Annotated in this window: 21 protein-coding genes, 1 tRNA gene and 1 riboswitch; of the genes, 8 read left to right on the forward strand and 14 right to left on the reverse strand. The window is 70.7% G+C overall.

Annotation, left to right across the window (positions count from 1 at the left end; all coding sequences use genetic code 11):
- Positions 1-26: 26 nt before the first annotated feature.
- Complete coding sequence (locus ABTW72_RS06050; protein WP_350854885.1) at positions 27-1,004, reverse strand: C40 family peptidase; 978 nt, start codon at positions 1,002-1,004, stop codon at positions 27-29.
- Between the two features lie 76 nt (positions 1,005-1,080).
- Positions 1,081-1,216: riboswitch (cyclic di-AMP (ydaO/yuaA leader) on the reverse strand.
- A gap of 235 nt (positions 1,217-1,451) precedes the next feature.
- On the opposite strand from ABTW72_RS06050, the gene ABTW72_RS06055 reads away from it, so the two are divergent.
- Positions 1,452-3,434, forward strand: a complete 1,983-nt coding sequence (locus tag ABTW72_RS06055; RefSeq protein WP_350854888.1) for an N-acetylmuramoyl-L-alanine amidase — start codon at positions 1,452-1,454, stop codon at positions 3,432-3,434.
- Positions 3,435-3,489: 55 nt separating this feature from the next.
- Here ABTW72_RS06055 and ABTW72_RS06060 read toward each other — a convergent pair whose 3' ends face one another.
- The 5 genes from ABTW72_RS06060 to ABTW72_RS06080 form a co-directional block, all read right to left on the reverse strand.
- Entirely contained in the window at positions 3,490-4,503 is a 1,014-nt protein-coding gene (locus ABTW72_RS06060; RefSeq protein WP_350854891.1) for a C40 family peptidase, read from the reverse strand.
- A gap of 167 nt (positions 4,504-4,670) precedes the next feature.
- Positions 4,671-5,672 carry a hemolysin family protein gene (locus tag ABTW72_RS06065; protein WP_091396333.1) on the reverse strand — a complete coding sequence of 334 codons (1,002 nt, stop codon included), beginning with the start codon at positions 5,670-5,672 and terminating at the stop codon, positions 4,671-4,673.
- Positions 5,665-6,990, reverse strand: a complete 1,326-nt coding sequence (locus tag ABTW72_RS06070) for a hemolysin family protein (RefSeq protein WP_238410867.1) — start codon at positions 6,988-6,990, stop codon at positions 5,665-5,667. Before ABTW72_RS06070 ends, ABTW72_RS06065 begins: the two co-directional genes overlap by 8 nt.
- A gap of 104 nt (positions 6,991-7,094) precedes the next feature.
- On the reverse strand, positions 7,095-9,293 hold the full coding sequence (locus ABTW72_RS06075; protein ID WP_350855437.1) for a (Fe-S)-binding protein: 2,199 nt from the start codon (positions 9,291-9,293) through the stop codon (positions 7,095-7,097).
- A 205-nt stretch (positions 9,294-9,498) separates the two neighbouring features.
- On the reverse strand, positions 9,499-9,762 hold the full coding sequence (locus ABTW72_RS06080; RefSeq protein WP_350854895.1) for a cell division protein CrgA: 264 nt from the start codon (positions 9,760-9,762) through the stop codon (positions 9,499-9,501).
- Between the two features lie 221 nt (positions 9,763-9,983).
- Here ABTW72_RS06080 and ABTW72_RS06085 point away from each other — a divergent pair, with 221 nt between their 5' ends.
- Genes ABTW72_RS06085 through ABTW72_RS06100 form a run of 4 tightly spaced genes read left to right on the forward strand, consistent with a single transcriptional unit; the run spans position 9,984 to position 13,417 of the window.
- Positions 9,984-10,784, forward strand: a complete 801-nt coding sequence (locus tag ABTW72_RS06085; protein ID WP_350854898.1) for a DUF881 domain-containing protein — start codon at positions 9,984-9,986, stop codon at positions 10,782-10,784.
- Positions 10,781-12,478 (forward strand): class E sortase, encoded by a 1,698-nt coding sequence (locus tag ABTW72_RS06090; protein ID WP_350854901.1) that lies wholly within the window; start codon positions 10,781-10,783, stop codon positions 12,476-12,478. The genes ABTW72_RS06085 and ABTW72_RS06090 overlap by 4 nt, the downstream gene beginning before the upstream one ends.
- A gap of 4 nt (positions 12,479-12,482) precedes the next feature.
- Positions 12,483-12,764: a hypothetical protein gene (locus ABTW72_RS06095; RefSeq protein WP_350854904.1), complete on the forward strand. Its 282-nt coding sequence runs from the start codon at positions 12,483-12,485 to the stop codon at positions 12,762-12,764.
- A 2-nt stretch (positions 12,765-12,766) separates the two neighbouring features.
- Positions 12,767-13,417, forward strand: coding sequence for an aminodeoxychorismate/anthranilate synthase component II (locus tag ABTW72_RS06100; RefSeq protein WP_350854907.1), 651 nt, complete (start codon positions 12,767-12,769; stop codon positions 13,415-13,417).
- Positions 13,418-13,470: 53 nt separating this feature from the next.
- On the opposite strand, the gene ABTW72_RS06105 is transcribed toward ABTW72_RS06100, so the two are convergent.
- The 8 genes from ABTW72_RS06105 to ABTW72_RS06140 are packed head-to-tail and all read right to left on the reverse strand — an operon-like array spanning position 13,471 to position 23,189.
- Positions 13,471-14,166 carry a SanA/YdcF family protein gene (locus tag ABTW72_RS06105; RefSeq protein ID WP_350854910.1) on the reverse strand — a complete coding sequence of 232 codons (696 nt, stop codon included), beginning with the start codon at positions 14,164-14,166 and terminating at the stop codon, positions 13,471-13,473.
- Positions 14,167-14,185: 19 nt separating this feature from the next.
- Positions 14,186-16,003 (reverse strand): Stk1 family PASTA domain-containing Ser/Thr kinase, encoded by a 1,818-nt coding sequence (gene pknB / locus ABTW72_RS06110; protein WP_350854913.1) that lies wholly within the window; start codon positions 16,001-16,003, stop codon positions 14,186-14,188.
- Positions 16,000-17,409: a protein kinase domain-containing protein gene (locus tag ABTW72_RS06115; RefSeq protein WP_350854916.1), complete on the reverse strand. Its 1,410-nt coding sequence runs from the start codon at positions 17,407-17,409 to the stop codon at positions 16,000-16,002. Before ABTW72_RS06115 ends, pknB begins: the two co-directional genes overlap by 4 nt.
- 1 nt (position 17,410) lies before the next feature.
- Entirely contained in the window at positions 17,411-18,916 is a 1,506-nt protein-coding gene (locus ABTW72_RS06120; RefSeq protein WP_350854919.1) for a peptidoglycan D,D-transpeptidase FtsI family protein, read from the reverse strand.
- On the reverse strand, positions 18,913-20,406 hold the full coding sequence (locus tag ABTW72_RS06125) for an FtsW/RodA/SpoVE family cell cycle protein (RefSeq protein WP_350854922.1): 1,494 nt from the start codon (positions 20,404-20,406) through the stop codon (positions 18,913-18,915). The genes ABTW72_RS06120 and ABTW72_RS06125 overlap by 4 nt, the downstream gene beginning before the upstream one ends.
- A gap of 30 nt (positions 20,407-20,436) precedes the next feature.
- Positions 20,437-21,912, reverse strand: coding sequence for a PP2C family protein-serine/threonine phosphatase (locus tag ABTW72_RS06130; protein WP_350854925.1), 1,476 nt, complete (start codon positions 21,910-21,912; stop codon positions 20,437-20,439).
- Positions 21,909-22,394, reverse strand: coding sequence for an FHA domain-containing protein FhaB/FipA (locus ABTW72_RS06135; protein ID WP_030487599.1), 486 nt, complete (start codon positions 22,392-22,394; stop codon positions 21,909-21,911). Before ABTW72_RS06135 ends, ABTW72_RS06130 begins: the two co-directional genes overlap by 4 nt.
- Before the next feature lie 6 nt (positions 22,395-22,400).
- Positions 22,401-23,189 carry an FHA domain-containing protein gene (locus ABTW72_RS06140; protein ID WP_007454122.1) on the reverse strand — a complete coding sequence of 263 codons (789 nt, stop codon included), beginning with the start codon at positions 23,187-23,189 and terminating at the stop codon, positions 22,401-22,403.
- Positions 23,190-23,395: 206 nt separating this feature from the next.
- Between ABTW72_RS06140 and ABTW72_RS06145 the strand changes: the two genes are divergently transcribed.
- The 3 genes from ABTW72_RS06145 to ABTW72_RS06155 all read left to right on the forward strand — a co-directional run bounded on the left by ABTW72_RS06145 (position 23,396) and on the right by ABTW72_RS06155 (position 25,464).
- Positions 23,396-23,481: transfer RNA gene (locus ABTW72_RS06145), tRNA-Leu, on the forward strand.
- Positions 23,482-23,545: 64 nt separating this feature from the next.
- Positions 23,546-24,661: an NAD-dependent epimerase/dehydratase family protein gene (locus ABTW72_RS06150; protein WP_350854929.1), complete on the forward strand. Its 1,116-nt coding sequence runs from the start codon at positions 23,546-23,548 to the stop codon at positions 24,659-24,661.
- Positions 24,658-25,464 carry a WecB/TagA/CpsF family glycosyltransferase gene (locus tag ABTW72_RS06155; protein ID WP_091397518.1) on the forward strand — a complete coding sequence of 269 codons (807 nt, stop codon included), beginning with the start codon at positions 24,658-24,660 and terminating at the stop codon, positions 25,462-25,464. The genes ABTW72_RS06150 and ABTW72_RS06155 overlap by 4 nt, the downstream gene beginning before the upstream one ends.
- The last annotated feature ends 15 nt before the right edge of the window (positions 25,465-25,479 follow it).

Here is a 25,479-nt window from a genome sequence, read left to right on the forward strand (position 1 = left end):
GCGACGGGCCCTTCGGTCATCCTGGGTCAGCCTGGACGGCCGTAGCTGTGGATCGGGCCGTCGTCGACCTTCTTCATCTTGACCGGCTGACCGGCCTGCGAGGCGTGCACCACCCAGCCGCCACCGACGTACATGCCGACGTGGTGGATGTCGCTGTAGTAGAAGACCAGGTCGCCGGGGCGCAGGTCGCCCTTGCTGACGTTCTTGGTGACCCGGCTCTGCGCGGCGGCGTTGTGCGGCAGCGACACGCCGGCCTTCGCCCAGGCGGCCAGCATCAGCCCGGAGCAGTCGTACGAGTTCGGGCCCTCGGCACCCCAGACGTAGGGCTTGCCGATCTGCGCGCAGGCGAACTTGACAGCGGTGCCCGCGGCGCCGCCGGGGTAGCTCCCCGGGCAGGGCGCCGGGCGCAGCGGACCGCCCCCGCCGCTGCCGTACACCTTGAGGCGCAGCTTCTGCAGGCGGTCGATCTCGTCGTTGATCTGCTTCTTCTTCGCCGCCAGCTGAGCTTCCGTGCGGGTCAGCTGGGCCACCATCTCGTCCAGCGGCGCCTTCTGCGCGGCCAGCTGGTCGCGCAGGTCGGCCACCTGGCGTACGTCCTTCTGCTGGTTGTGCGCGAAGCGGTCGAGCATTTCGAGCTGGCCGACCACCTCGCTGGGCGACCGGCTGCCCAGCACGGCGTTGACGGTCGAGACGTTCTCACCCTTGTAGGCGCGTACGGCCAGGGCGCTGACCTTGTCCATCGCGGCGTCGACCTGGCGCTCCAGCGGAGTGATCCGGGCGGCCAGCGCGTCGGCCTGCTTGCGCTTCGCGGCGAGGTCGATGCGGGTGGCGTTGTGCCGTTCGATGATCGGTTCGAGCTTGTTCCAGTCGGCGTCGATCTGGCGCTCGATCTCGGCGACGGACGGGTCGGCGTGGGCCGCCGTGGCACTGCCGGTCAGGACGACGGCGACGCCGGCCAGCGCGGCGAGTGCGGTGGTGAAGCGGGACCAGCGTGGGCGCGGCACGATCGACGGCGTGCCGGCTGATGCCGACCGCTCGGACGACGGCCGCGGGGCATGGAGTGCCACCGGGGTTCCGTACTCCTTCTTCCTGACCGCCTACCGGGTTAGCTGACGGGTTCGGGCGGGAAGTCGGCGCCCTACCGCAGTGGCTGCGGATTCACCCCGAGGGACCTGGGTCCCCGGTTCGCTCGGAAACGACTCGGCGGTGTCGGTCCGTTACCGCCCGGGCTGGGCGGAGCTGCTGTCGGGCCGACGAATGACCAGAGTAGAGACGCTTGTTACCGATCCGCAACCCGTGCGGCAGTGACACTCCGTACGGATTGGACGAGGTCACCGACCGTGTGTGAAGAATTCTTTCCGCATGCTTCGATAGATGGAAAGGTATTGACGCGACCTCCCGGACGGCGCGATGGTGACCTGACCTCACTCCGCGAGAATCTAGGGGGTTCGATGCACCATCCAACCCTGTCGACCGGCTGGCGCGCACTGCTCGCCGCCACCGTGGTCGCCGCCGCGACCACGGTGCCACTCTCCAGCGGCCCGGCCGCCGCCGCGCCCACCACCGACCGCCAGCAGCAGTACGCCGCAGCGGCCACCGAGTACGGCGTGCCGGCCGTCGTGCTGCTCGGCGTCTCCTACCTGGAGTCGCGTTGGGACACCAACGCCGGCACACCGAGCACCAGTGGCGGCTACGGCCCGATGCACCTGACCGACGCGCGGCACGTGGCCGCCCTACCCGGGCGCGGCCACCACGACGCCGGCGCCGAGGACCCACGCGGCGACGACTCCCGTCCCGCCCGGGTGCCCGCGACCCGGCCGGTCGAGGCACCCGCGCCGTCCACCGCCGCGTTGCAGACCGTGGACGCCGCCGCCACGCTGACCGGCACCACCCCCGAGGCACTGCGCACCGACACGGGCCTCAACATCCGGGGTGGGGCCGCGCTGCTGAGCGCGTACCAGAGGGAGCTGGGCGCGCCGGTGGGCGCGGACACCGACCCGGCGGCCTGGTACGGCGCGGTGGCCCGTTACTCGGGCGCGGACAGCGCCGACGCCGCAGCGGCCTTCGCCGACGAGGTCTTCACGACCATCGGCGCGGGCGAAGCCCGGGTGACCGACGACGGCCAGCGTGTCACCCTGCCAGCCCGCGTGGTGCGGCCCGAGCGTTCCTGGTTGGACCGGCTGGGCCTGCGCCGCCTGGCCCGCCCGGACGGGGTGGAGTGCCCGCGCACCATCTCCTGCGAATGGATCCCGGCGCCCTACGAGGCGTTCGGCGACGGCGACTACGGCAACCACGACCTCTCCGACCGGCCCGCACGGCAGAAGATCGAGTACATCGTCATCCACGACACCGAGGCGAGCTGGGCGACGACCCTGAAACTCGTCCAGGACCCGACCTACGTGAGCTGGCACTACTCGCTGCGCTCGGTCGACGGGCACATCGCGCAGCACGTGAAGACCAAGGACGTCGGCTGGCACGCCGGCAACTGGTACGTCAACGCGAAGTCGATCGGGTTGGAACACGAGGGCTTCGCGGCGCAGGGCACCTGGTACACCGAGGCGATGTACCGGACCTCGGCGAAGCTGGTCCGGCACCTGGCGCTGCGGCTGGGCATCCCACTGGACCGCCAGCACATCATCGGGCACGACAACGTGCCCGGCACCATCGCCTCGACAGTGCGGGGAATGCACTGGGATCCGGGCCCGTACTGGGACTGGACGCACTACTTCGACCTGCTGCACGCCCCTCGACTGGACACCGGCACCCCGGCCACCGGAATGGTCCGGATCGACCCGGACTACACCACCAACCAGCCGGCGTTCACCGACTGCGTCACCCCGGGCGTGCCCTGTGCGCCACGCGGCTCCTCGGCGGTGGTGCTACGCAGCGCACCGTCCGCGGACGCGCCGCTGGTCAACGACATCGCGCTCCGCCCGGACGGCAGCCCGAACACGATGGTCGTGTCGGACCACGGGGCCCGGGCGTCCGCCGGGCAGACGTACGCGCTGGCCGGACGGCAGGGCGACTGGACGGCGATCTGGTACCTCGGGCAGCGGGCCTGGTTCCACAACCCGGCGTCCGCGCCGACCGCCAGCTGGACCGTCGGCGTCGTGGCCACGCCGAAGCCCGGACGGACCACCGTTCCGGTCTACGGACGGGCGTACCCGGAGCAGTCCGCGTACCCGGAAGGGGTGCCCTACCAGGCGATCTCGCCGCTCCAGTACACCCTGGCCGCCGGGCAGCGGTACGCCGTCGGCGCGGTGCTGGCCGGCGAGTACTACCGGGCCAGCACGTTCGACGGCTCCTCACCTGGCGACTGGACGGTGATCCGCGGCAAGAACCGGTACGCGCAGATCCAGTTCGGCCACCGGATCATGTACGTCGACCTCGCCGACGTGCAGCTGTTGCCGTCCCCGGTGGGCGCTCCCCGCTGAGAACCACGACGGCCCCCGGTCGGTGACCGGGGGCCGTCGTGTCGCGCGAGGTGGATCAGCCGGGTCTGCGGAACCCGGCGACGGGCATGGTGTTGATGCTGGACACCTGCACCGGCTTACCGGCGCGGGGCGCGTGCACCATCTGGTTGTTACCCAGATACAGCCCGACATGACTCAGACCGGAGAAGAAGAAGACCAGGTCACCGGGGCGGGCATCGCCTCGCGAGATGGCCTTGCCCTCGTTCCACTGGTCACCGGTGTGGTGCGTGAGGTAGATCCCGGCCGCCTTGTAGGCGTACTGGGTCAGCCCCGAGCAGTCGAACGAGTTCGGCCCGGTGGCACCCCAGACGTACGGCTTGCCGACCTTGCCGCAGGCGGTCCTGATCGCGGTACGGGCCGCCGCGCTGACCACCCCGTTGATGGTCGGGCAGGCCGCGGTCACCACCGTCGTCTTGGGCATCGACGCCTCGAGCTGCTTGATCTCGGCATCGATCTGCTTCTTCTTGGCCGCCAGCTCGTTCTGCTGCTTGGTCTGGGTGACGATCAGCGCGTCCAGCTTCTGCTTCTCGCCGTCGTACTTGGCCCGCACGGCCAGCACACCCTCGACCTCCTTGCGCTCCTGCGAAGCGAGCCGGTCGAGGATGGTGAGCTGCTCGGTGAGCGTGTCCGGCTTGGCACTGACCAGCAGCGCGCCGATGTCGTGCGACGGGCCGGAGATGTAGTAGCGGGAGGCGAGGTCGCCGACCCGGTTGAGCGCCAGCTCGCTCTGCAGCGCCAGCGGCTCGATCTTCTTCTGGAGGTTCGCCGACTTCTGCCGGTTGACCTTCAGCTGCGCCCGGACCTTGTTGTACTGCTCGATGGTGGGCTCCAACTGCTCCCACTTCTTGTCGATCTGCGCCTCGATCTCGTCGACCGTGGGCGCGGCATGTGCCGGCGCGGTCAGCAGACCGGCGCCAACCGCCGCGGCGGCGACCAGGATCAGCACCCGATGCGCGACGCGACGCAGGCCACCAGAGCGAGCAGACGCGTTCAGGTCGTGACGATGAGGGGGCATGGTTGCCACCGGCACCGACTCCTTTGCAACCGACCGCCGGGCGCCTCGCGTGAGGGAAGGGCCGAGGCAGACGACCCACAGCGGTCGGTGCCCCACATTAGGGAAGCTGCGGGCGGTAATCAAGGCGAGCGCGGTAACCATCACTGTCGTGCAACCGCTTGCACACCAAGGGTATTGGTCCATCACCCAACGATTGCGGTCAATACATCGTCAAGAGTGACCACACCGAGTGGGCGTCGCCCGTCGCTGACCAGCACCATGTGCCGTCGTTCGCGACGCATAGCCAGCAGCAGGTCGGCAAGCGTACGGTCCGGCGGCACCACCGCCAGCGGCCGGTAGACGTCGGCCGGCACCGGGGACCGGCGGCCCTGCCCGGCGTACCCGAGCACGTCCTTGACGTGCACAAAGCCGAGCACCCGACGGGTCGACCGCTGCACCACCGGGAACCGGGACCGGCCGGTCCGGGTCGCCAGCACCTCCAGTGACGCCGGCGAGACGTCCTCGGCCACCGTCACCACCGTCGACCACGGTTGCAGCGCGTCCGCCGCCGTCCGGGCGTGCAGGGCCAGCGCGCCGGTGATCCGCGCGTGCTGCTCCGCGTCGAGCAGCCCCTCGGTCCGCGCCTGGGAGACCAGGCCCGCCAACTCTTCGGCGGTGAACACCGTCTTCACCGACTCGGACGCCTCGATCCGCCAGAACGCGAGCACCCGCCGGGCCGCCCATTTCATCGCGAGCAACAACGGTTTGGTGGCCACACAGAATGCCAGCATCGCCGGGCCGAGCCAGAGCGCGGAGACCTCCGGACCGGCAAGCGTGATGTTCTTCGGCACCATTTCACCGACGACCGTGTGGAGAAAGACCACCACGCCCAGTGCCAGCACGAACGCCACCGGGTGCACCGCCCGCTCCGGCAGGCCGGCCGCGTGGAACGGCGGCTCCAGCAGGTGAGCCAGCGCCGGTTCGGCGATCGCCCCCAGACCCAACGAGCAGACCGTGATGCCGAGCTGCGCGCCAGCGATCATCAGCGGGATCTGGTTCATCGCCGACAACGCCCAGCGGGCACGTTTCGACCCGGCGGCCAGCGGCTCGATCACCGTCCGGCGGGACGCGATGAGCGCGAACTCGCTGCCCACGAAGAACCCGTTGCCGAGCAGCAGCAGCACTGTCACCAGCAGCTCAGTCATCGTCGTCCGGATCCGCCGGGCGCAGCACCCGGACCTGCTCGATCCGATGCCGCTCCACCTCGACCACTGTGAACTCCCAGCCGTCCGTCTCGACCGTCTCGCCAGCGAGCGGGATGTGGCCGAGTTGGGCCATCAGGAACCCGGCCAGGGTCTCGTACGGCCCCTCGGGCAGCCGGAAGCCGGTCTGCTCGGCCAACTCGTCGGAGCGGAGCACACCGTCGACAAGCACGGTGCGCTCTCCGCCCGGCACGGTCAGCTCGGCCGACCCGTGGTCGTCCACGCTCGCCGGGTCGAACTCGTCGGCGATCTCTCCGACCAACTCCTCGACGAGGTCCTCGACGGTCACCACGCCGTCGGTGCCGCCGTACTCGTCCACCACGATGGCCAGGTCGGCCCCGGCGGCCTTCAGCGCGGCCAGGACACCGTCCAGGTTCAGGCTCTCCGGCACGTAGACCGGCTCACGGGCCACCGAGCCGACCCGGGTCGACGCGCGGTCGGCCAGCGGCACGCCCAGCGCGTCGGGCACGCCGGCCACGCCGGTCACCAGGTCCAGGGTCTCCTCGTACACGGGGAACCGGGTCCGCCCGGTCCGCCGCGACTCCTCCAGCAGCTCCGCCACGGTGGCGGTGGCGCGCAGCGCGACCACGTCCACCCTGGGGGTCATCGCCTCCGCGGCCCGCTTGTCACCGAAGCGGATGGTGCGACGCAGCAGCATCGCGGTGTCCGTGGGCAGCGCGCCGGCCCGCGCCGAGATGCCCGCCAGCAGGCCCAACTCCTCCGGCGAGCGGGCGCTTGCCAATTCCTCCTGCGGCTCCACGCCGAGCGCCCGGACCAGTCGGTTCGCCGAGCCGTTCAACCCCCGGATCACCCAGCCGAACGTCCGGGAGAAGGTGTGCATCGGACCGGCCGTGGCCAGCGCCGCCGGCATGGGCCGAGCCAGCGCCGCGTTCTTCGGCACCAACTCGCCGAAGAGCATGGAGATCAGCGTGGCCAGGGCCAACGCGAGGAACGGGGTGAGCCGCTCGGTGCTGTCTCCGGCCAGCGGGCGCAACAGCGGGGTGAAGAGCCGGGCCAGGGCCGGCTCGGCCAGGTAGCCGGTGAGCAGCGCGGTGATGGTGATGCCGAGCTGCGCCCCGGAGAGCTGGAAGGAGAGTTCACGCAGCGCTGTGCGTACCGTCAGGGCGGCCTGGTCGCCTGCGGCGGCCCGCCGGTCGATCTCCGCCCGGTCGACTGTGACCAGGGCGAACTCGGCCGCGACGAAGAACGCGTTGCCCGCGGTCAGGGCTACGAAGCCGACCAGGGGCAACAGCGTCGTCAAGAGTAGGCCGTCGATGTCGCCTCACCTCGGCGAGATTCTTGCACGACGGCGGCGGCCCCTGAGGGGCCGCCGCCGTCGATGAACAGATCCCAGGGGTACGCGTCTCAGCCGCCGACCGGCGCGGTCTCCTTGCCGCCCTGCGGCTGCTCGGGCTTGACCGAGCGGAGCAGCACGCTGGCCACGTCGATCACCTCGACCTGTTCGCCGGCACCCTTGCCGTTGACCCCGTCGTTGAGCATGGTCGAGCAGAACGGGCAGCCGACCGCGACCGTCTTCGCCCCGGTGGCCATGGCCTCCTCGACGCGGTCCACGTTGATCCGCTTGCCGATCTTCTCTTCCATCCACATCCGGGCGCCGCCGGCACCGCAGCAGAAGGAGCGTTCGCTGTTCCGCGGCATCTCGGTCAGGTCGCCCGCGATGGCGTCGCCGAGGACCTCCCGGGGGGCCGCGAAGACGCGGTTGTGCCGACCCAGGTAGCAGGGGTCGTGGTAGGTGACGCCCCCGTCGACCGGCTGCACCGGCGTGAGCTTGCCGGTGGCGACCAGGTGCGCGAGCAGTTGGGTGTGGTGGACCACCTCGAACTCACCGCCGAGCTGGCCGTACTCGTTGCCCAGGGTGTTGAAGCAGTGCGGGCAGGTCGCGACGATCTTGCGCTTGGCCTTGTCCCGGCCCTCGAACGCCTCGTTCAGCGTCTCCACGTTCTGCTGAGCGAGCATCTGGAAGACGAACTCGTTGCCGATCCGTCGCGCCGGGTCGCCGGAGCAGGTCTCGCCCTCGCCCAGGATCGCGAACTTCACGCCCGCCTCGTTGAGCAGCGTGGCCACCGCGCGGGTGGTCTTCTTGGCCCGGTCCTCGAACGCGCCGGCGCAGCCGACCCAGAACAGGTACTCGAAGTCGTCCACCTCGCCGACCCGGGGCACCTCGAAGTCCAGGCCCTTGGTCCAGTCCTCGCGGGTGTTCTGCGGGGCGCCCCACGGGTTGCCCTTGTTCTCCAGGTTGCGCAGCATCACCCCGGCCTCGGACGGGAAGCTCGACTCGATCAGCACCTGGTAGCGGCGCATGTCGACGATGTGGTCGACGTGCTCGATGTCCACCGGGCACTGCTCGACGCAGGCACCGCAGGTGGTGCAGGACCAGAGCACGTCCGGGTCGATGACACCGCCCTCCTCGGCGGTGCCGATCAACGGCTTGTCCGCCTCGGCGAGGGCCAGCACGTCCAGGTGGGCGAGCTGCGCCTGGGTGGCCTTCTCCTCGCCGGTCAGGTCCTTGCCGCCGCCGGCCAGCAGGTAGGGCGCCTTCGCGTACGCGTGGTCGCGCAGGCTCAGCACCAGCAGCTTCGGCGACAGGGGCTTGCCGGTGTTCCAGGCGGGGCACTGCGACTGGCAGCGACCGCACTCGGTGCAGGTGCTGAAGTCCAGGAGGCCCTTCCAGCTGAACTGCTCGACGTGGGCGACGCCGAACTGGTCCTTCTCCGGGTCCGCCTCCTCGAAATCGAGCGGCTTGCCCTGGCTCGTCATCGGGCGCAGCGCGCCGAGACCGGAGCCGGCCGGCTTGGCCGGCTCTCGCTTGAAGAAGATGTTGGGGAACGCCAGGAAGCGGTGCCAGGCGACGCCCATCGTGACGTTCAGGGAGATGACGATCAGCCACGTCATCGAAATAATGATCTTGATGGCCGCGGCGACGCTGACGCCGTCCGCCCAGTCCGGCAGCACCGCACCGACCGCGTGGCTGACCGGGGTGGCCCAGAACGGGAACTCGAAGTGGTCGGTGGCGACCTTGAAGCCCCGGATCACGAAGCCGAAGATCAGGACCAGCAGCACGATCCACTCGACGAAGTAGCCCTGCCACATGGTCGAGCCGGTGAACCGGGACCGCCCGCCCGGGCGGGTCGGCCGGTTGCGCAGCCGGATCGCCATCAGCACCAGGATGCCGACCAGACCCAGCACCCCGATGATCTCGGTGACCAGACCGAAGATCGCCCAGTGCCCGATGATCGGCAGACCACCGTCGGTGGTGACCACCTCGAAGTACGCCTCGAGCACCAGCAGCGACAGCACGACGAAGCCGACCATCACGAACCAGTGCGCGGCGCCCACCACGCCCCACTTGAGCATTCGGGTGTGGCCGGCCGTCTCCACCAGCATCGTCCTGGCGCGGGCGACCTTGTCGGAGAACCGCTCCGGCGCGGGTTGCCCGAGCCGGATGACTGCCACCATCTTCAGGACCGCACGTACCGCAAGCCACACCGCCACGGCGGTGATGGCGGCCGCGAGGATCGTGGTGACGATCTGGACGCTGCCCATCGAGTTGGCCTCCCCGGTCTGCTGCCTGATGACCTCGCTCTGCTCGGTCATGCAGTGCAGCCTACGCGAAGGTTACCCAGCGGTAACGTGAGTCATCTCGCAGTAGGCCGCGCTGCCTGCGCACACCATAGGGGGCCCCACCCGATCCTGCCGGGCAGGGGCTCACGGGGTGACGTGGGACCGCCGACGCGACGGTCTGCTCGGATCAGCGCCAGCGAGAGAGCAACGCCAGCGAGGCGACCATCGCACCGAAGCCGACGGCGAGGTTCCAGTAACCCCACGCCATGACCGGGTACTCCTGCTCGGACAGGTAGTAGAGCACCAGCCAGCCGATCCCGACGACGATCAACGCGACCGCGGTGACCGGCAACCACACCGGGCTAGGCTTGCGCGACGACGACGTCGTCGTCGGACGGACGTCCGTCGGCGGGGTGTACACCTTCTTCTTACGGACCTGAGACTTGGGCACGGCGCTCTCCAGAGGGGTGACGACCTCGTCCGGCCTGACAACCGGGCGCGGGGGCGACGGTCCATGGCCAATAATGTTCGAGAGCTAGCGTAGTCCCGATTGGCCGCCTGGACCACGAATGGGGTCAGGCCGGTGCACGGAGTGACCGAAAGAGGCGGGACTGTTCGCATCACCGGCCCAGCCGGCACGGACCGATCCCCGACACGCGGAAGGAACGCTCGGTGGAGTACACATCCGGCGCAACCTCCTGGCAGAAGGTCCTCCGACGGGCCGCCGCCGGGCTGCTGCCCCGGCGACCGCGCCAACGCCGTCCGGGCTGGTCGATCGGGGTGCCCCTGATCGCCGCGGCGGCCGGGTTGCTCTTCACCACCACCGCGACCACCGCGGGCGGCACCGCTCTCCGGGAGGACCGGCGCCCCCAGCTCAACCAGCTCATCGAGGACCGCCGCGAACAGGTCGCCGCCAGCGAGCGCCGCGCCGCCACGCTGCGCGGCGAGGTCGAGCAACGGACCAACACGCTGGCCGGCTCGGACGCCCCGATCAAGGCTCAGCAGAATCGCGCCCAGGGCAGCCTCCAGGACGCCGGGTTCACCGCCCTCAGCGGGCCCGGGGTCACCGTCGAGCTGAACGACGCGCCCCAGCTCGACCAGACGCAGCCGGACGCCAGCAACGACGACCTGGTGGTGCATCAGGGGGACGTACAGGCGGTGGTCAACGCGCTCTGGGCCGGCGGGGCCGAGGCCATGTCAATCATGAATGTCCGCGTGCTCACCACCAGCGCGGTACGCTGCGTCGGAAACACCCTGCTACTTCACGGCCGGGTGTACTCCCCACCGTTCAAGATCGTAGCAATCGGCGATCCCGCTGCCCTCCAGCAGGCCCTCGCCAGCTCCCAGGGAGTCCGGTTGTTCAAGGACGCGGTCGACGACTACCAGCTTGGCTACAAGGAGACGGCCTCCACGGTGCGAGTTCCCGCATTCGAGGATTCCACCGCCCTGCGCTCGGCTACGGTGCCCAAGTGAGCGGGCCGGACGAACGACGCGACGGGCGACACCGGGACCAGACCGACGAGCCGACCGCCTTCCTGCCCAAGTTCGACCGGCCCGAGTCGGCACCCGGCCGACCGACCCCGGCCAGCAACTGGCCCGAGCCGGTGCTGCACCCGCCGCGAACCGAGCAGCCGCCGCGAGCCGAACAGCCGCCGCCGAGCGCCACGCGACCCGAGCCGACCGGGGCCCCCGGCCGCCCGGGTGCCGAAGCGCCGCCGCCCTGGCCGGGCAGCGCAGCTACCGGGCCGGGCTCACACGGCGGCGCCGGGATTCCCCCCGCGACCACCCCCAGCCGACCGACGGCCAGCAACCAGGGCCCGGTGCGGCCCGCTGCCCCCGGCAACGCCCCGACCCGACCCCCCGCGCCCAGCGCCGCGTCCACCCGACCGACCGCGCCCAACGCCGCGTCCACCCGACCGCCGACGACCGGCAACCCACCGGGTGCCGCACCGACCCGCCCGCCGGGCGCCGGCAACCCACCAGGTGCCGCACCGACCCGCCCGGCCACGCCCGGCGGGATGCCGATGCCGACCCGACCGGCGGCCTCCGGCACGCCGAGCCGGCCTGTCTCCTCCGGGCCCGCGACGCCGCCGCTGGCCGACTCGCCGACCGCGTACATTCCGCAGATCACCGCCCGGCCCACCGGCTCCCCGGCCACCCCCGACCGGGTCGCAGCGGCCGGGCCGGAAGGCTTCCCGTCGACCGGGCCCGGCCGGGTCCCGCCGAGCGCTGGCGGGGATCGTGGCGCCGACCCGGCCGCCACCGCGTTGATTCCGGCAGTACCCGCCACTCCTGCCACCAGGCCGCCGACCATGGACTCGACCGCGTTGATGGGTGCCGTCCCCCGCACCGCCGTCCCGGATGAGCCTGCCGGTGCCAACCCCGCCGACCCTCCCCAACCCCGACGCGGCGAGCGGGTGGTGCAACTCCGGCCGCACCAGACCGGCGAGGGCTACAAGAGCGTCTACTCCGAGCTGACCCGCCCGTCGTTCGGCTCGCGACTGCGTACCGGCGTCCGGGTCACCGGCGAGATCCTGATCACCTTCGGCCTGGTGGTCCTGCTCTTCGCCGGCTACGAGGTCTGGGGCAAGTCGGCCATCGTCGACGCCCACCAGAACGACCTCAACAACGAGCTGGCTCAGGCGTGGGCCCCGACCGACGACCCGACGGTCGTCCCGTCGGTGGGCCCGAGCGTCAAACCCTCACCACCGGTACGCGGCAAGCCGCTCGCGGGCCTCTACATCCCCAAGCTCGACAAGAACTGGGTCGTCGTCGAGGGGGTCACCCAGCAGGACATCCGGTTCGCCCCCGGCCACTACCCGACCAGCGCGCTCCCCGGTCAGATCGGCAACTTCTCCGTCGCCGGCCACCGCAACCGGGCCACCTTCTGGCGGCTGGACGAGCTGGACGAGGGCGACCCGATCGTGGTCGAGAGCAAGACCGACTGGTACGTCTACCGGGTGTCGCAGTCCCGCATCGTCCGACCGACCCAGGTCGAGGTGGTGGCACCGGTGCCCGGCGAGCCGGACAAGAAGCCGACCAGGCGGATGCTCACCCTCACCACGTGCAACCCGAAGTTCGACAACTACCAGCGGCTGATCATCCACGCTGAACTCGACCGTACCCAACCCAAGTCCGCTGGCCGCCCGGCGGAGCTGGGAGGCTGATCCGATGTACGCGTTCATCTGGCGCAAGCTGCCGTTCGGCGTGGTCGGGAAGTTGACCGGCTCGGTGCTGCTGGTCGCCGCCACCGTGGCCCTGCTCTGGTACGTCGCCTTCCCCTGGGCCGAGCCCCTGCTGCCCTTCGATGACGTGCAGGTCGAGTCCGGCGTACCCGCCGAGACGGGTGGCGGCGGCGACCCGCTGACCGGGGAGACCCCGACCGGCGACGAGCACGACCTGCCGTACGACACTGACCAGAACAACCCAGCGCCTCCCTCCCCGAGCAGGTGACCATGCGCGTCCTGGTGATCGACAACTACGACTCGTTCGTCTTCAACCTGGTGCAGTACCTGGGCCAGCTCGGCGTGGACTGCGAGGTCCGCCGCAACGACGAGATCGACGTCGCCAAGGTGGGCAGGGTCGGCGCCGACGGCATCCTGCTGTCGCCCGGACCGGGCAGCCCGGACCGGGCCGGCATCTGCCTGGACGTCATCCGGGAGTACGCGGGCCAGCTGCCGATCTTCGGCGTCTGCCTCGGCCACCAGGCGATCGGCGAAGCCTTCGGGGCGACCGTGACGCGCGCCCCCGAGCTGCTGCACGGCAAGACCTCCGAGGTGCGACACCACTCGGTCGGCGTACTCGCCGGTCTGCCCGACCCGTTCACCGCCACCCGGTACCACTCGCTCGCCGTGCTGCCTGAGACGCTCCCCGACGAGCTGGAGGTCACCGGCTGGACCGGCTCCGGCGTGGTGATGGCGATGCGGCACCGCACGCTGCCCATCGAGGGCGTCCAGTTCCACCCGGAGTCGGTGCTCACCGAGGGCGGTCACCTGATGCTGGCCAACTGGCTGGCCAGTTGCGGTCACCCCGAGGCGCTGGAGCGGGCACCCGCGCTGGCCGCCGAGGTGGACGCGCGTCGCCTGGCGGCCTTCGCCACCGCCTGAGGGTCGCACGTCAGGGCACGGTCACCGGATCATCGGGACCCTCCCCGGCCGGGTCAGCCCCGCAGCGCGTTCTGGATCGCGGGGTCCGCAGGCGACCGCACCGCTGGCGGTCGGTCGCGCACCGCGTCCCACGCCGCCTTGCCACTGGCGAAGTAGTCCCGAACCGACTTCTCGGCGAGCAGGGCAGCGCTGCAACCGTCGCAGCGGGCGGTCACCCCGTCGACGTCGAGGCCGAGTTGCCGACACAGTGTCACCGCCCGGGACAGGTGGTACGACTGGGTGACGATCAGGGCCCGCTCCACGCCGTACACCTCGCGCGCTCTCGCGCAGCTGTCGTAGGTGTCCAGGCCGAACCTGTCGGCCACCACCCGACGCCTGTCGACACCCCGCTCGGCCAGGTACGTCGTCATCACCGCAGGCTCGTCGCCGGACGCGCCACCGCCGTCGCCCGACACGAGGACGACAGTGGCCCGCCCGCTGGCCACCAGCTCGGCGGCGGTGTCCAGGCGGCCGGCGAGACGGTCCCCCGGCCGCTGTCGATCGGCCGCCACCTCGGTGCCGAGCACGATCACCACGTCGGCGGCCGGCGCGTCGGCGGCGGCGTACAGGTGGCCGCGGGCGGCGAGCGTCGTCCACAGCCACGGAGAACTGGCAAGCGCCAGCACGACGAGGCCCGCGACGGCCAGCCGGCGGAGGCGTCGGGGCCACCGCCGCACCGGCCCGGCCGGTGACGTTTCCGCCTGCGTCATGCCGATGCCCGGAGGTGGCCTAGTCCTGAGGGCGGCTCGGCGGGGGTGGGAATGGCAGACCGATGCCGCCCCCGTTACCGGGAGTGGTCGGCGTGCCCGTCGGTGTGCCCGTCGGCGTGATCGTCGGCGTCGGGTCGGTCTCCGGTTCCGGTTGACTCACCTTGATGGTCACCTTCGTGCCGGTGGGCTTCTTCTCGTTGCCGTTCGGGCTCTGGTCGGTGACCTTCCCCGCCTGGGCGGCGGGCACCTCCGGCCCGTCCTGCACGACGACAGTGAAGCCGGCGTTCTTGAGGACGCGCGTGGCCTCCTCCTGGCCCAGTCCGACGACGTCCGGCACGTCACGGACCTTGCCGTTCGAGACCGTGAGCGTGACCATCGTGCCCTCGGGAACGCTCTCGCCCGAGGGCGGGTCGACCTCCAGGACCTCGTCCTCGCTCGCCTCGGCGTTCACCGTCTTGACGTCGTACTTGAGCTTCGCCTCGGTGAGCCGGGCGATAGCGCTCTCCCGTTTGCTGCCCTTGAGCCCGGCGGGGACGCGCACCTCGGGCTTGCCGCCACAAATCTGAATGGTGACCGTGCGGTTCTGCTCCACCTGGGTGGTCGGCAGCGGGTTCTGCTGGACGACGGTGCCCACTGTGCAGTCGCTGGCCAGTACCGGGTCACCGACCTGTGCGGACAGACCGGCTTTCTGGATCTCGGCGATCGCCACGTCCCGGGTCTTGCCGGTGAGGGTGGGCACCGACTTCAGGTCCTTGTCCTGTTGCATGTTCCAGAGCAGGGCGGCGACCAGTGCGATCACCGCCAGCACGCCGACCGCGCTGAACATCGCGATCAGCCAGGAGGACGCCTTGCGCTGACGGGGGTCGCCGACCCGAGCGGGGATCTGCCCGGTCTGCGGCCCGCGCCCGGGAGCCGGATAACCGCCACCGCCGCCGGCCGGGGCCATCGCCACCGTCTCCGCCTCGCGCAGCACCGGGGTGGCCAGCACGGGCCGGCCGGCGGCGGCGCGGAGCAGGTCGGCCCGCATCTCGCCGGCGCTCTGGTAGCGGTTGAGGGGGTTCTTCGACAGCGCCTTGAGCACGATCGCGTCGACGGCCGGGGTGACGTCCGGGTTGATGTCGCTCGGCGTCGGCGGCGTCTCCCGTACGTGCTGGTACGCGACGCTGACCGGGCTGTCCCCGACGAACGGCGGGTGCCCGCAGACCAACTCGAAGAGCACGCAGCCGGCCGCGTACACGTCGGAGCGGGCGTCGACGGCCTCGCCGCGTGCCTGCTCCGGGGAGAGATACTGCGCCGTGCCGATGACCGCGCTGGTCTGCGTCATGGTGGTCGCGCCGCTGGCCAGAGCCCGGGCGATGCCGAAGTCCATGACCTTGACCTGGCCGGTCTGGGTGAGCATCACGTTGCCGGGCTTGATGTCCCGGTGGATGATGCCGTGCCGGTGGCTGAACTCCAGTGCGGCGCACATGTCGGCGCAGATTTCCAACGCGCGGCGCGGCTGGAGTCGCCCCTCGGCCCCGAGGACCTCCTTCAAGGTCCGCCCGTTGACGAACTCCATGACGATGAACGGCAGCGTCTCACCGGTCGGGGCGGTCTCCTCGCCCGTGTCGTAGACCGCCACGATGGCCGGGTGGTTGAGCGAGGCGGCGTTCTGCGCCTCCCGGCGGAACCGCATCTGGAACGTCGCGTCCCGGGCGAGGTCGGTGCGGAGCATCTTGATCGCGACGTCCCGACCGAGCCGGAGATCGCGACCACGGTGCACCTCGGCCATGCCGCCATAGCCGAGCAGCTCGCCGACCTGGTACCTGCCACCGAGCAGGCGGGCCTGCGCTGTCATCGCGTCTGTCGTCCTTCGCTCGTCGTCGTCCCGCCGTCGTCCGGCTGGAGTCGTACCTCCCGACGGTACGACGTCCAGGTCGGATCGTCGCGTCCGTCGAGTCGTAGCGCGCCGGACGCCACGGTGCGCGGCGCCAGCCCGGCGGATACACCGGCCTGCGACTGCTTCCGTAGGTTGTAGGAAATCACGCCAGAGCAGAGCAGGACCAGCACGGCCAGCAGGATGGCGAGAAGCACCATTCCAGGCCGGGACCGCTGGGGCTGCGGTGACGGTGTCGCCGGACCGGCCTGCCGGACGTACGCCGGCGGGTGTTCCTGCCGGGGCGGCCCGGACGGCACGGCTGCCGCACCGCGCGGGTAACCGTTCGGGGCGCCCTGCGGCCGGACGGGCTGGACGGCCGGCGTGACGGCGGTGGGGCGTGGCTGTTGGGCGGGTGCGATCGCGGTCGGCCTCGCTCCGGCCACCGGCGGGCGGGCAGCCGGCGGACGCATCTGGTGCGCCTGCGGCACCTGGGCCCGGCCGGGTGCGGCCGGTGAGGCGGGCGCCGCGGAGACCGGCCCGGAGTTGGCACCGGCCCGGGCCTGCTGGGAGAGCGCGGCCTTGAGCTGACGGGCGACCCCGGCGAGTGCGGCGGCACTCGGCCAGCGGGCGGCCGGGTCCTTGGCCAACGCCCGTTCGACCAGGGCGCGCACCTGCGGAGGAATGTCGGCCGGCAGTGGCCGGGGCGTCTCCCGGACGTGCCGCATCGCGATGTCGAGGGGGTTGTCGCCCTCGAACGGCCGCCGACCGGCCAGGCACTGGTAGGCGACCACGCCGAGGGCGTACACGTCGGACGCTGGGGTGGCCACGCCGCCGGTGGCCTGCTCCGGCGAGATGTACGAGGCGGTGCCGAGCACCGAACCGGCGGCGGTGAGCTGGCCGACCATGTCGGAGCGGGCGATGCCGAAGTCGGTCAGCACCAGCGTGCCGTTCGGCCGGACCAGCAGGTTGCCCGGCTTCACGTCGCGGTGCACGATGCCCTTCTCGTGCGCGGCGTGCAGCGCGTCGGCGGCCTGCGCGACAAGGGCCATCGTCCGGGCCGGGGTGAGCCGGCCGACCCGGCTCAACGTGGACGACAGGGCGTCACCCTCGACGTACTCCATGACCAGGAAGGCGATCTGCTGGTCGTTGCCGAAGTCGTAGACGTCCACCACGCCGGGATGGTTGATGGTGGCCATGGTGCGGGCCTCGCCGCGGAACCGCTCGCCGAAGTCCGGGTCGTCGAGCAGGGCGGGGAGCAGGCTCTTCACGGCGACCGTCCGGCCGAGCACCTGGTCGGTGCCGCGCCAGACGTCGCCCATGCCGCCGCTGGCGATCCGCTCGTCGAGACGGTAGCGGTTGCCGAGCTGCACGCCGGGGCTGAGCATGTCAGCGACCCCCTGGGTCGGCGATGGCGGCCTTCATGATCTGACCCGCGATCCGAGCGGCCTCGCCACTACCACCGGGGCCGGCCTGCTCCAGCACCACGCAGACCGCGGAGACGGGGTTGCCGTTCTTGTCCAGGGCGAAGCCGATGAACCAGCCGTGGTCGGGCCGGTCCGGGGCGGACTGGGCGGTGCCGGTCTTGCCGCCGACCGTGTAGCCGTTGATCGCGGCCTTTCGCCCGGTGCCGTTCTGGACCACGCTGACCATCATCTCGCGCAGATCGGCGGCGACCTGCGGCTCGACGGGTTGGCGCAGCTCCCGCGCCTTCGCGCTGTAGTAGCTGGTGGTCCGGTCCGGCGCGAGCAGCTGCCGCACCAGGTACGGCCGCATCTGACTGCCGTTGTTGGCGATCGCGCCAGCGATCATGGCGCCTTCGAGGGGCGTCATCCGGACGTTGTTCTGGCCGATCGAGGACTGGGCCAGTGCGGCCGGGTCGGTGCTGCCGTCCTGGTTCTGCATGGTCCCGGTCCGACTGGCCGCCGTGGGCAGGCCGCCCTCGCCGAGCTGGCCGACGGTGAGGTCCTCCTGCTCGAAGCCGAACTGGCGGGCCTTCTCCTTGACAGTCTCGGCACCGAGCCGCACACCGAGCTGGGCGAAGCCGGTGTTGCACGACTCGGTGACCGCCTCCAGCAGGGTGACCTGCCGACCCGGGCAGATCGACGGATCGGCGTTGCGGATCGGGGTGCCCGAGGTGGGCGCGGTGTAGCTGGGACCGGCCGGGATCTGGGTGGTCTTGGTGACGCCGTTCTCCAGCGCCGCTGCGGCCACCACGATCTTGAAGGTGGAGCCCGGCGGCAGCGTCTCGGAAAGCGCGCGGTTCTTCAGCGGACCTTCCGGGTCCTTTTCCAGCTTGTTGTACGCCGCCGCTGCCTCGTTGGTGTCGTGGCTGGCCAACGGGTTCGGGTCGAAGCTCGGCATGGAGACCAGCGCCTGAACGGCACCGGTACGCGGGTCGACGGCGATCGCCGCGCCCCGCTTCGCACCCACCTCGTTGTTGCGCAGCTGGTCGTACGCCACGTCCTGGGCCCGCTTGGAGAGCGTGAGCAGCACGTTGCCGCCGCCGGTGTCGTCGCCGGTGAACATGTCCTTCAACCGGTCGCCGATCAGCTGGTCGCTGGTGCCGGCCAGGAAGTCGTTCTCCACCTGCTCGATGCCCTGGTCGGCCAGGTTGACCGGCTTGTAGCCGAGCACGTGGGCGTACTTGGCGCCGCTGGGATAGGTGCGCAGGAACTTCAGGTTGCCGGTGGTCTCCTTGCTCGTGGCCACGGCCGTGCCGCCAGCCTCGATGTTGCCGCGCTTGCGGTCGTACTCGGCGACCTGGACCCGACCGTTGTAGTCGCTGGTCCGGTATTCGTCCGCCTTGTAGGCCTGGATCCAGTTGAGATTGGCGAAGAGCAGACCGAACAGGACCATGACGACGACGCCAACGCGGCGCAGGGGTGCGTTCACGGCTTGATCACCTCCGTGGGAGCACCGTGCAGCTGCTCGGGCGGGCCACCGCTGGGACGAGCCGCCTTGCCGCCGCCCCCTCCGGTCACCGGTCGGCGGGCGCCGTCGGAGACCCGCAGCAGCACCGCGATGAGCAGCCAGTTGGCCATCAACGACGACCCACCGGCGGACAGGAACGGGGTGGTCTGACCGGTCAGCGGGATGAGCTTGCTGATCCCGCCGACGATCACGAAGACCTGGAGGCCGAGGGTGAACGCGAGACCACCGGCGAGCAGCTTGCCGAACGAGTCCCGTACCGCGAGCGCGGCACGCAGCCCGCGCTCCACGATGAGCAGGTAGACGACCAGCAGCGCCGACAGGCCGAAGAGGCCGATCTCCTCACCGATGCCGGCGAAGATGAAGTCGTTCTGCACCTCGGGCAGGATCTCCGGCTGACCACCGCCCGGCCCCGCGCCGAAGAGCCCGCCCGTGCCTAGGGCGAGCAGGCCCTGCACGAGTTGGTAGCCCTTGTCGGTCGGGTCGGCGAACGGGTCGAGCCAGATCTCCGCCCGCACGTAGAAGTTGGCGAACGGCCCCCCGACCGTCGAGCCGAGGACGTAGGCGAGGTACGCGCCGCCGAAGAAGAGGACCAGGCCGATCAGCAGCCAGCTGACCCGTTCGGTGGCGATGTAGAGCGTCACCACGAACATGCCGAAGTAGAGCAGCGAGGTGCCCAGGTCCTTCTCGAAGACCAGCACCAGGACGCTGATCAGCCAGACGCCGACCACCGGCCCGAGGTCGCGGCCACGCGGGAAGTCGATGCCGAGGAAGCGCCGGCTGGCCAGCGAGAGCACCTCACGCTTGCGCACCAGGTAGTAGGCGAAGAAGACCAGCAGCGCCAGCTTGGCGAACTCACCCGGCTGGATGGAGAAGCTGCCGACCCGGACCCACAGCTTCGCGCCGTTGATCTCGGAGATGCTCGACGGCAGCACCGCCGGGATCATCACCAGCACGATGCCGGCCAACCCCAGGGTGTACGCGTACCGCGAGATCGACCGGTGGTCGCGCATGATCGCGAGCAGGCCGGCGGCGAGGATCACCGCACCGAGCGTCCAGGCCAGCTGACGCCCGCCCTGCCCCGCGAAGACGGCCAGGCTCTCCCGCTCGGCCACCGGGGCGTCGCCCAGGTCGATCCGGCGCAGGAAGCCCACCCCGAGCCCGTTGAGCAGGGCCACCGCCGGCAGCAGCGCCGGGTCGGCGAACGGGGCGAGGAACCGGATGACGAGGTGCAGGCCGAGGAAGACCGCGCCGAGCGCGGCGGCCGGCATCCAGAAGTCCGGGGTGACCGTGTCCAGCAGGTTCGCCTCGACAGTCGCCCCGTACGCGGCCACCAGCACCATCGCGAGCAACAACAGGTACAGCTCGGCGTTGCGGCGCGACCGCGCCAGGCGTACGCCGGATTGCTCGCCCGCGGTGGCGGGCGAGGGTGCCGGTGTGGCCGCTACGGTCACGGGTGGGGTCCTCAGGATCTCAGCCGACGCTCACTCAGGAGACCGGCAGCCGGCCGGGTCGAGCGCCGGCGTGGCCGAGTCGGAGGGCGTGACGTCGGGTGTGGTGGTCGCGCCGGCCCCACCGAGAGCGGTGGTGGCACCGGCGGTCGGGCTTGCGCTGACGACCCCGTTGGGGGTCGGCGACGCGTTGGCGCTCGGGCTGCCGTTCGGGGTCGGCCTCGTGCCGACCGGAGTCGGAGTCGGCGTCGGCGTGTTGACCCCGGCGGCGGTCGGGTCGAGCGGGCAGAGCGGCTTCAGGTTGGGGTTGCTCGGCGTGTCGCTGGTCAACTCGGCGAGCTGACGCTCGGCGTCCGGCTCACTCTTGGCCCGGATTCCGACCTTGACGGTGTCCTGTGCGGCGACGGTGAGGTCGTCCAGGCGGGTGCCGCTGCGGCGGTGCACGCTGGACAGGTCCATCCCGGCGATCTGACCCTGGACGCCCCGGAAGACGGCGACCTGGCCCTCTTCGGTGGCTCCCACGTAGTACTGCCGCTGGGTGTACGTCCAACCACCGAACGCCGCACCGCCGACGATCACCAGCAGGGCCAGCGCCATGGCGGCGGTCCGGACCGGGCGTCGCTTCGGCCGGTCGGCGTCATCGTCGGAGGCCGCCGGCTCCTCTGGCGCGGCCGGACGCGGCGCGGAGAGCGCCGAGGCTCGGGCGGCCGGAGTGGAGTCGTCGGCGGAGGTGGCCATGCCGCGGTCCCGGGCGGCGGCGCCGCCCACGATCGGGGTCGCCTCGACGATGTCCTGGTCCGTGGCGTCGGCGATGATCACCGTGATGTTGTCCGGGCCACCGCCGCGCAGCGCGAGCTGCACCAGCCGCTCGACGCACTGCTGCGGGTCGGTGTACTCCCGCAGGGTCTCGCCGATGGTTTCGGCGCTGACCACGCCCGAGAGGCCGTCGCTGCAGATCAGGTACCGGTCGCCGGGCATGACCTGGCGGACCGAGTATTCCGGGTCGATGTCCCGACCGTCGAGGGCGCGGGTGAGCAGCGACCGCTGCGGGTGACTGCTCGCCTCCTCGGCGCTGATCCGGCCTTCGTCGACCAGCATCTGGACGTAGGTGTCGTCCTTGGTGATCTGCGCGAACTCGCCATTGCGCAGCAGGTAGGCCCGCGAGTCGCCAATGTGGACCATTCCCAGCTTGCTGCCGGTGAAGAGGGTCGCCGTCAGCGTGGTGCCCATCCCCTCCAGCTGTGGGTTGGCGTCCACCGTGTCGCGGAGTTGTTGGTTGGCGGTGCCCACGGCCGAACGCAACGCATCGACGAGGGCGTCCCCCGGGACGTCCTCGTCGAGCGGCGCCATGGCACCGATGACGATGTTGCTGGCGACGTCACCGGCGGCCATACCGCCCATGCCGTCGGCAACGGCGAGTAACCGCGGCCCGGCGTAGACGGAGTCTTGATTGCCGTCTCGGATCAGACCGCGGTCGCTGTGGGCCGCATAGCGCAGGGTCAGAGTCATGGCCGTAATTCGAGGGAAGTGCGGCCGATCCGGATCGGCACGCCGAGGGGGACGGGGGTTGGTCCGGAGACCTTAGCGCGATCGAGGTACGTGCCGTTAGTCGAGCCGAGGTCCTCGACGTACCACTGCCCTTCACGCGGCACGAGCCGGGCGTGTCGCGCGGAGGCGTAGTCGTCGGTGATGACCAGGGTGGAGTCCTCAGCCCGACCAATGGTGATCTGCGCTTCACCCAGAGTGATTTTGGTGCCGGCCAGCTGACCGGCCGTCACCACCAACTGGTGCGCCGCTCTGCCCCGTTTCACCTTCGCTGGCTTGGCCGCCTGCCCCGTCGAGGCGCCCACCGCGCGTGGCGCGGCCACCAGGCGACCGGACCGGGCGCCCGCGAAGAGGTCCCGGCGGATCACGCCGACCACCGTGAACACGAAGATCCACAGCAGGATCAGGAACCCGAACCGGGCAACGGTGATGACCAGTTCCGGCAAGGCGGGTCAGCCGTCCACGCGGAAGGTCAGCGTCGTCGTCCCGAGCTGGACCATGTCACCGGGGTTGAGCGCGACGGCGGAGACCCGCTGCCCGTTCACCATGGTGCCGTTGGTCGAACCCAGGTCGGTCAACACGACCTGGCCCCCGTCGAAATCCAGCCGGGCGTGTCGCCGGGAGATGCCGACGTCGGGCAGACGCAGGTTGGCCTGGTCGCCGCGACCGATCACCGTCGACCCCATCTGGAGGGGGTAGGTGCGTCCGTCGCCGGAGACCAGCCGCACGTTGCGACCGCCACCGTGCCCGGGCGGCGGGCCGTAGCCACCGCCCTGGTCGTACGCGGGGTAGGCGGGCGGGCCGGCGTCGTAGCCGGGTGCCGACACCGGAGCGACCTCGCCGCCGGTGTAGACCTCGGCCGTGACACGGAACATGCCCGTGTCCAGGCCCTCGCCTCGCTCGATCTCGACGATCACGTCGCCGTAGACCGTCCACGCCTGCTCGCCGATGAACTCCGCCTGCGACTGGGCCAACTCCTGGGCCAGCGCGGCGGCGTACGGCGCCAGCCGACTGTGGTCGAACGGCGAGAGATCGATCACGTAGCGGTTGGGCACCAACGTGCGCCCACCGGCCAGGATCGCCTTGTGCGCCTCGGCCTCCCGCTGCATGGCGTTGAGGATCTCCACGGGGTGGACCACCCCTTTGAAGACCTTGGCGAAGGCCCCTTCGACCAGGCCTTCCAGACGCTTCTCGAAGCGTTGCAGCACGCTCACCGGCTCCTCCTCGGGTCCCGAGGACATGATGGTATCCGGCCGGCGCGCGCGCAGCTCACACGCCGCTCGGCCGGCTGCTCTCGACCCGTTCGGAAGGGCCGGGACTGTCGTGCTAATCTTTCGTCCGCCACGAACGGTAATCGTTCGTGGCGAGCGCCAGGGACAGCGTAGTATTCCCGAGGCCCGTTGGAGACAGCGGGGCCGGGCGGCTAGAGTGTTCCGGGTTGTGCCACGGGGATGTGGCGGAATGGCAGACGCGCACGGTTCAGGTCCGTGTGCCCGAAAGGGCGTGGGGGTTCAACTCCCCCCATCCCCACCACCGACGAGGGCTCCGCTTGATGCGGGGCCCTTCCGTCATATCGGGGCGTGCTGGACGTCACGCTATGCTCCGATGGATTCTGCCTCCGATGGACCAGGAGTGGCGTGTGAGTGTCGCGTTGGTGACAGGGTCGGGTGGTCTGATCGGCTCCGAGGCGGTCCGGCATTTCGCCGGCCTCGGTCTGGATGTCGTCGGCATCGACAACGACATGCGCCGGTACTTCTTCGGCGAGGACGGCTCCACCTCGTGGAGCCTGGAACGGCTCGGCCGTGACCTGGGTAACGCCTACACCCACTACGCGGTGGACATCCGGGACCGGGACGGCCTGGAGCAGGTGTTCAAGAAGTACGGCTCGGACATCGCCGTGGTGATCCACAGCGCCGCCCAGCCGAGCCATGACTGGGCAGCCAAGGAGCCGTACACGGACTTCGACGTGAACGCCGGCGGCACGCTCAACATCCTGGAGAACACCCGCCGGCACGCGATCGACGCGCCGTTCATCCACTGCTCGACCAACAAGGTGTACGGCGACCGGCCCAACAGCCTGCCGCTCATCGAGCTGGAGACCCGGTACGAGCTGCCCGAGGACCACCGCTGGTACCAGGGCATCACCGAAGAGATGTCGATCGACCACTCGCTGCACTCGGTCTTCGGCGCCTCCAAGGTCGCCGCGGACGTGATGGTCCAGGAGTACGGGCGCTACTTCGACATGAAGACCGCCTGCTTCCGGGGCGGCACGCTGACCGGCCCGGCGCACTCCGCGGCCGAGCTGCACGGGTTCCTGGCCTATCTGATGCGCTGCGTCATGGAGGGCCGGACGTACAACCTCTTCGGCTACAAGGGCAAGATGGTCCGGGACGCGATCCACTCGCGCGACGTGCTGACCGCGTTCGAGGCGTTCTTCCGGGCCCCGCGTTCCGCGGAGGTCTACAACCTCGGTGGCGGCCGGCACTCCAACACCTCGCACATCGAGGCGTTCCGGATCGCGGAGGAGATCGCCGGCCGCGAGGCGCGGATCAACTACGTCGAGCAGAACCGCACCGGCGACCACCAGTGGTACGTGAGCAGCATGGCCCGGTTCGAGGCGCAGTATCCGGACTGGAAGATCACCTACGACGTGCCGATGATCCTGCGGGAAATCTACGAGGCCAACGTGGACAAGTGGGTGGCCCAGCCATGAGCGCCCGGACGAAGCGCAACGTGCTCGGCGTCCTGGTCGACGCCACCGACTACGCCACGGCGACCGACGCGGTGGTGACCGCGGCACACGAGCGGCGTCCCCTCGCGCTGACCGCGTTGGCCGTGCACGGTGTGATGACCGGGGTGCTCGACCCGGCGCACAACGCGCGGCTCAACTCCTTCGACGTGGTCACGCCGGACGGGCAGCCGGTGCGGTGGGCGCTCAACCTGCTGCACCACGCCGGGCTCAGCGACCGGGTCTACGGGCCGACCCTGACCCTGCACGTGCTGTCGCGCTTCGCTGACGAGGGGCTGCCGGTCTACCTGTACGGCTCGACCGAGGAGACCCTCGCCCGGTTGATCCCGGCCCTGGAGCGGATGTTCCCGGCGCTGAAGATCGCCGGGGTGGAGCCGTCCAAGTTCCGTGCCGTCCAGCCCGGTGAGGACGCCGAGATCGCCGACCGGATCCGGTCCAGCGGTGCCCGGTTGGTCCTGGTCGGGCTCGGCTGCCCGCGCCAGGAGGTCTTCGCGTACGCCATGCGGCCGCTGCTCGACATGCCGCTGATGGCGGTCGGCGCGGCCTTCGACTACCACGCCGGGCTGCTGCGCCAGCCCCCGCCGTGGATGCAGCGTGTCGGCCTTGAGTGGTTCTGGCGCCTCGGTCTGGAGCCGAAGCGGCTCTGGCGCCGCTACGTCATCCTCAACCCGGCCTACCTGAGCCGGCTCGCCGCGCAGAAGATCGGCCTGTGGAAGGCCCGCCCGCCGGCCCCGGCCACCGAGCGACCGGCCACCTTCTCGGTCTGACCCCGATCCGTACGA

Origin of the sequence: Micromonospora sp. NPDC127501 (assembly GCF_040302185.1) — a bacterium.
GTDB lineage: Bacteria > Actinomycetota > Actinomycetes > Mycobacteriales > Micromonosporaceae > Micromonospora.

Excerpts from the sequence above, each read along its gene's own strand:
- ABTW72_RS06055 (WP_350854888.1), top strand. The coding sequence starts at position 1,452 with ATGCACCATCCAACCCTGTCGACCGGCTGGCGCGCACTGCTCGCCGCC.
- ABTW72_RS06065 (WP_091396333.1), bottom strand. The coding sequence starts at position 5,672 with ATGACTGAGCTGCTGGTGACAGTGCTGCTGCTGCTCGGCAACGGGTTC.
- ABTW72_RS06075 (WP_350855437.1), bottom strand. The coding sequence starts at position 9,293 with ATGGGCAGCGTCCAGATCGTCACCACGATCCTCGCGGCCGCCATCACC.
- ABTW72_RS06095 (WP_350854904.1), top strand. The coding sequence starts at position 12,483 with ATGTACGCGTTCATCTGGCGCAAGCTGCCGTTCGGCGTGGTCGGGAAG.
- ABTW72_RS06100 (WP_350854907.1), top strand. The coding sequence starts at position 12,767 with ATGCGCGTCCTGGTGATCGACAACTACGACTCGTTCGTCTTCAACCTG.
- ABTW72_RS06105 (WP_350854910.1), bottom strand. The coding sequence starts at position 14,166 with ATGACGCAGGCGGAAACGTCACCGGCCGGGCCGGTGCGGCGGTGGCCC.
- pknB (WP_350854913.1), bottom strand. The coding sequence starts at position 16,003 with ATGACAGCGCAGGCCCGCCTGCTCGGTGGCAGGTACCAGGTCGGCGAG.
- ABTW72_RS06115 (WP_350854916.1), bottom strand. The coding sequence starts at position 17,409 with ATGCTCAGCCCCGGCGTGCAGCTCGGCAACCGCTACCGTCTCGACGAG.
- ABTW72_RS06130 (WP_350854925.1), bottom strand. The coding sequence starts at position 21,912 with ATGACTCTGACCCTGCGCTATGCGGCCCACAGCGACCGCGGTCTGATC.
- ABTW72_RS06140 (WP_007454122.1), bottom strand. The coding sequence starts at position 23,189 with ATGTCCTCGGGACCCGAGGAGGAGCCGGTGAGCGTGCTGCAACGCTTC.
- ABTW72_RS06150 (WP_350854929.1), top strand. The coding sequence starts at position 23,546 with ATGCTCCGATGGATTCTGCCTCCGATGGACCAGGAGTGGCGTGTGAGT.
- ABTW72_RS06155 (WP_091397518.1), top strand. The coding sequence starts at position 24,658 with ATGAGCGCCCGGACGAAGCGCAACGTGCTCGGCGTCCTGGTCGACGCC.